This window comes from Actinomyces sp. ICM58 (assembly GCF_000283035.1).
Classification (GTDB): Bacteria; Actinomycetota; Actinomycetes; order Actinomycetales; family Actinomycetaceae; genus Pauljensenia.
Map to the genome: position 1 here is coordinate 1 of NZ_ALIY01000231.1, position 3,675 is coordinate 3,675.

Here is a 3,675-nt window from a genome sequence, read left to right on the forward strand (position 1 = left end):
TGCTGCCCCACGCACCCACGCGCCACGCCCGCGAGGCGGCGGAGGCGCTCGGCGCGGCGCGTGGTGCGCGCCGAGATCGAGGCACCCCTGCGTGACCTGATCCGCTGGGGACTCTTGACGTACTGAGCGCTGTTGCGTGCGCGGGCGCCGCGGCTGCAGGGGCAGTCGCGGCGCTTGGCGTCAGGGCGTTGTTACTTGTTGTTGGGGTGGATGCAGTCCGGGCCTCGTGAATGTTTACTGGCCGTAGTGGAAGCGGCAGGAAATGATCCAGAGGGCTTTGCCGTCGTCGCTGATCTGGTAGATCAGGCGGTGCCGAGAGTCGATCCGGCGTGACCAGTACCCCGAGAACTCGTAGCGAAGAGGCTCAGGCTTGCCGATCCCCTCGTTTCCGTTGCGCTGGATGTCCTTGATGAGTGCGTTGATGCGCTTGAGGGTCTTGCGATCCTCGAACTGCCACCAGACGTAGTCGTTCCAGGCCTCCTCATCCCATGTGATGTGCATGGTCAGTCCTCGTCGAGTTCAATGAGGTCGTGAACGACGCCCTCGCCAGCGCGGTGACGTGCGATCGATTCGCGCAGGTGGCGGGCGTTCGCGGGGGACTGCATGAGGTAGACGGTCTCCATGAGGGACTCGTACTCGTCGAGGGCGATGATGACGGCGCTCTCGTGGCCCTGGCGGGTGATGACGATTTCCTCGCGGTCGTTGACGACCTGGTCGAGGACCTCGGCGTAGCGTGCGCGCGACTCGGTGTAGGTCATGGTTTTCATGGGGTGCTCCTCTGCTCACCTATGTACAGAACAGTGTACAGGAAGTGAGGGTGTGTGTCTCCAGCCGGATGGTGATGCGCGGGGGTAACGCCTCCGTGCGGGGCCAGGTACTGCGGAACTGCTGGCGCGGGACTGCTGGCACGGGGTCTGCATCGCGGCGCCCTTCACCTGGGAGGGAGAGGGCTGTGCGTTCTGGATAGGAACCGCTGATCTGGATAGGAAATGCCGATATGGATAGGAACCGCTGATCTGGATAGGTTATTTTCCTATCCGCAACGTCATAACCTATCCAGTTCGTGGTTTCCTATCCACTTGCTTCAGCCAGTCCTGGCCAAGGCCCTGCGCGCACTCGATGCTCTGCCGGCTGCTCCGACGGGTCTCACGCGCGAAGCGGGGGCTGCCCTCAGCGCTATCGTTTCTCGTCGAGCCGATGGAGGCGGCCCCACCAGCGGGTGATCAGCCACTCGTCGTGCGTTGAGATAACCAGGGTTCCCTCCCACTCGCGCATCGCCTCTTCGAGGGACTCCAGGGCGTTCAGGTCCAGGTAGTTCGTGGGCTCGTCGATCACGAGGATCTGAGCGTCGACCCGCGCCGCGAACGCCAGCTGAGCCCTGCGTTGGTTTCCCGCGGAGAGCTCACCGAGCGGCCGGTTCCACGCCGCTGGGGGAACGAATCCCTTCCCGGCCTCCCCGATGCCCAGGTGCCACGCATCCTCGGGGATGAGGGGGTCGCCGGGCCGCGGGAGCACCTGGGGCACGAGGACGACCCCGGAGGCGGCGTCGATGCATCCGTGCGCCCCGCTGGGGGCCCCGCGTGCGATCCACTCCAACAGGGTGGTCTTGCCCGACCCGTTGGGCCCCGCGACGAGGAGGTGCTCGCCGTAGCGCACCTCGAAGGAGGTCGGCGCGAGGCGTCCCTCCACCGACGCGCCGCGGACGGCCAGGGCGATGCCCATTGCGTGTGGGTGCGGTGACGTCCCGCCCGTGGTGGTCCTCATGGCGCGAGGGAAAGAGAACCCGCCCTGGTCATAGCGGGGCTTGGGGACTTCGTGTGCCGCGAGAACCGACAGCCTCCGGGAATCGTCGTTGATGCGCCTCGTCGACACAGTTTGGGCGCGGTCTGCATAGTACTTCTGTGCCATCCGTATCTCGGTGCGGGGCTTGAAGCGCGCATGCCCCACCACCGTCGAATCCCGCTGGTGAGATACGAGTCGGCGTTTCTCGGCCTGCTGATCCGCATGGATCGCGGTGTGCCGTGAGCGTGCGGCGGCCTTGTCGCGCAGGTAGTCCGAGTAGGATCCTCCTACCCTGTACGCCCCGAAGTCCGCGGGCTCTCCCTGGGAGATTGCCACCGCCCGCCACGGTGTCGGATCCAGGTCGAGCAGCGCCGTCGCCGTGCGCTCAATGAAGGCCCGGTCGTGGCTGGTCAGGAGCACCGGCCCCTGCCAGTCGTCGATAGTGCGCGTGAGGTACTCTCGCCCATCGGCGTCCAGGTGGTTCGTCGGCTCGTCCAGGACGAGGGCCTCTGGTCGATCGACGAGGGTGAGGGCCAGGCGCAGGCGGGCACGCTGCCCCGGGGAGAGGGAGTCGAGGGGGCGGGAGCGGTCGAGGCCTCCTAGGTCGAGGGCCTCCAGGGTCTGTTCGAGGCGCGTGTCGATGGTCCACGCGTCCCGCGTGATCATCGCCGCTAGGACACGGTCGTACTCCGCTTCGTCGCGCGGAGAGGGGTCCCGGGCGAGGTGCTCGGTGAGGAAGTCGAAGCGCGCCGCCAGCTCGCGGGTGTCCGACGTGGCGGCATCGATGAGCTGTGCGACGGTGTGGGACTCCCTGTCTCCCGCGAGCGGAGGACGAGACGCCAGAGGGACTCCCGGTTCTGACCGCGTGGACGTGGGCCGATGAGGGGAACTAGCTGGGTCGCGGAGAGTGCCGGGCCGGTGATCGTTCCGGAGTCCGGCTGGAGTTGGCCCGCTGCGAGGGCCAGCAGCGTTGACTTGCCGATCCCGTTTGGGCCGACGACGACGAGGCGGTCGGTGGGCCCACACGTGAAGGAGACGTTAGTGAGGACGGGCAGCGTGCCGTAGGAAAAGAAGACGTGGGAAAAGACAATCGTGGACATAATGCACCTAGGGGAGGAGGGGCAGGGAGGCATTATGTCAGGAGTCCATGGGGACATTATACCGGCAACGGCGCGCAGGCGCGGCAGTTCTGCACGGAAATGGGGGCGTCCTCCCGGGGCTGTCTGTCAAGACTAACGGCTTGCCGACGGACGATATGAGCATGCGGGAGGACACCTGGACAAAATTCTCCCCCGCGAGCCCTGGTTGGGGCCTGCGGGGGAGGGGGCTGAGCCTACTGAGAGATCCTCAGAACAGCAGCGGCGCGAAACCGGCCACCGGCGCCTCGCCGTGGACGGAACCGGTGTTGCCGCCTGGCTTCGGGCCGTCGTTCGGGGGTAGGCAATTCTGGTTGGATATGGTGGCTCCTATGGGGTGGCCGTCACTGGATGGTCGGCTTGCCGCCGGAGGACAGGGGGGCGCGGCTGCGTGACTGGTTGTCGAGCTCCCGCTCCCAGGCCGAGGAGCGCTCCCACTTTTGGGGTGACAAGAGACGCAGGTCCCCCATGGACGCGATCGCGTCGAGCAGGAGGAAACGTGGGGCGGGGTAGGGGGCATCCCACGGGATGGCGGTCCACAGGCCCTTGGGGCCCAGTAGGAAGGTGCCTCGGTTGCGCTCGTGCAGGTCGTTGGTCGCCTCCTGCGCCTTACCCTCGGCGGCCCACAGCCAGCGGGTTGTGCGGAACGCGTCCCAGACCTCGTTCCACGAGGAGTAGGACAGGTCCAGCGCGCGGTTGACGAGAGCGAGGGTGTCCCAGGCCTCGTCCTCGCTCAGCCAGCCGAGGCCCGCCCCCG

The 3,675-nt window shown here is 66.7% G+C and carries 5 protein-coding genes; all 5 read right to left on the minus strand.

The genetic code is table 11. The annotated features are described in order from the left end of the window. Positions 1-234 precede the first annotated feature (234 nt). Positions 235-501, minus strand: a complete 267-nt coding sequence (locus HMPREF1138_RS10190; RefSeq protein WP_009053938.1) for a Txe/YoeB family addiction module toxin — start codon at positions 499-501, stop codon at positions 235-237. 2 nt (positions 502-503) lie between these two features. After that, on the minus strand, positions 504-767 hold the full coding sequence (locus HMPREF1138_RS10195) for a type II toxin-antitoxin system Phd/YefM family antitoxin (protein WP_005985322.1): 264 nt from the start codon (positions 765-767) through the stop codon (positions 504-506). Between the two features lie 409 nt (positions 768-1,176). Continuing rightward, entirely contained in the window at positions 1,177-2,448 is a 1,272-nt protein-coding gene (locus tag HMPREF1138_RS10200; protein ID WP_009059553.1) for an ATP-binding cassette domain-containing protein, read from the minus strand. 5 nt (positions 2,449-2,453) lie between these two features. Next, on the minus strand, positions 2,454-2,939 hold the full coding sequence (locus HMPREF1138_RS11590; protein WP_337459477.1) for an ATP-binding cassette domain-containing protein: 486 nt from the start codon (positions 2,937-2,939) through the stop codon (positions 2,454-2,456). 323 nt (positions 2,940-3,262) lie between these two features. Then, a partial coding sequence (locus HMPREF1138_RS10205; protein ID WP_009059551.1) for a DUF1266 domain-containing protein occupies positions 3,263-3,675 on the minus strand: 413 nt, incomplete at its 5' end.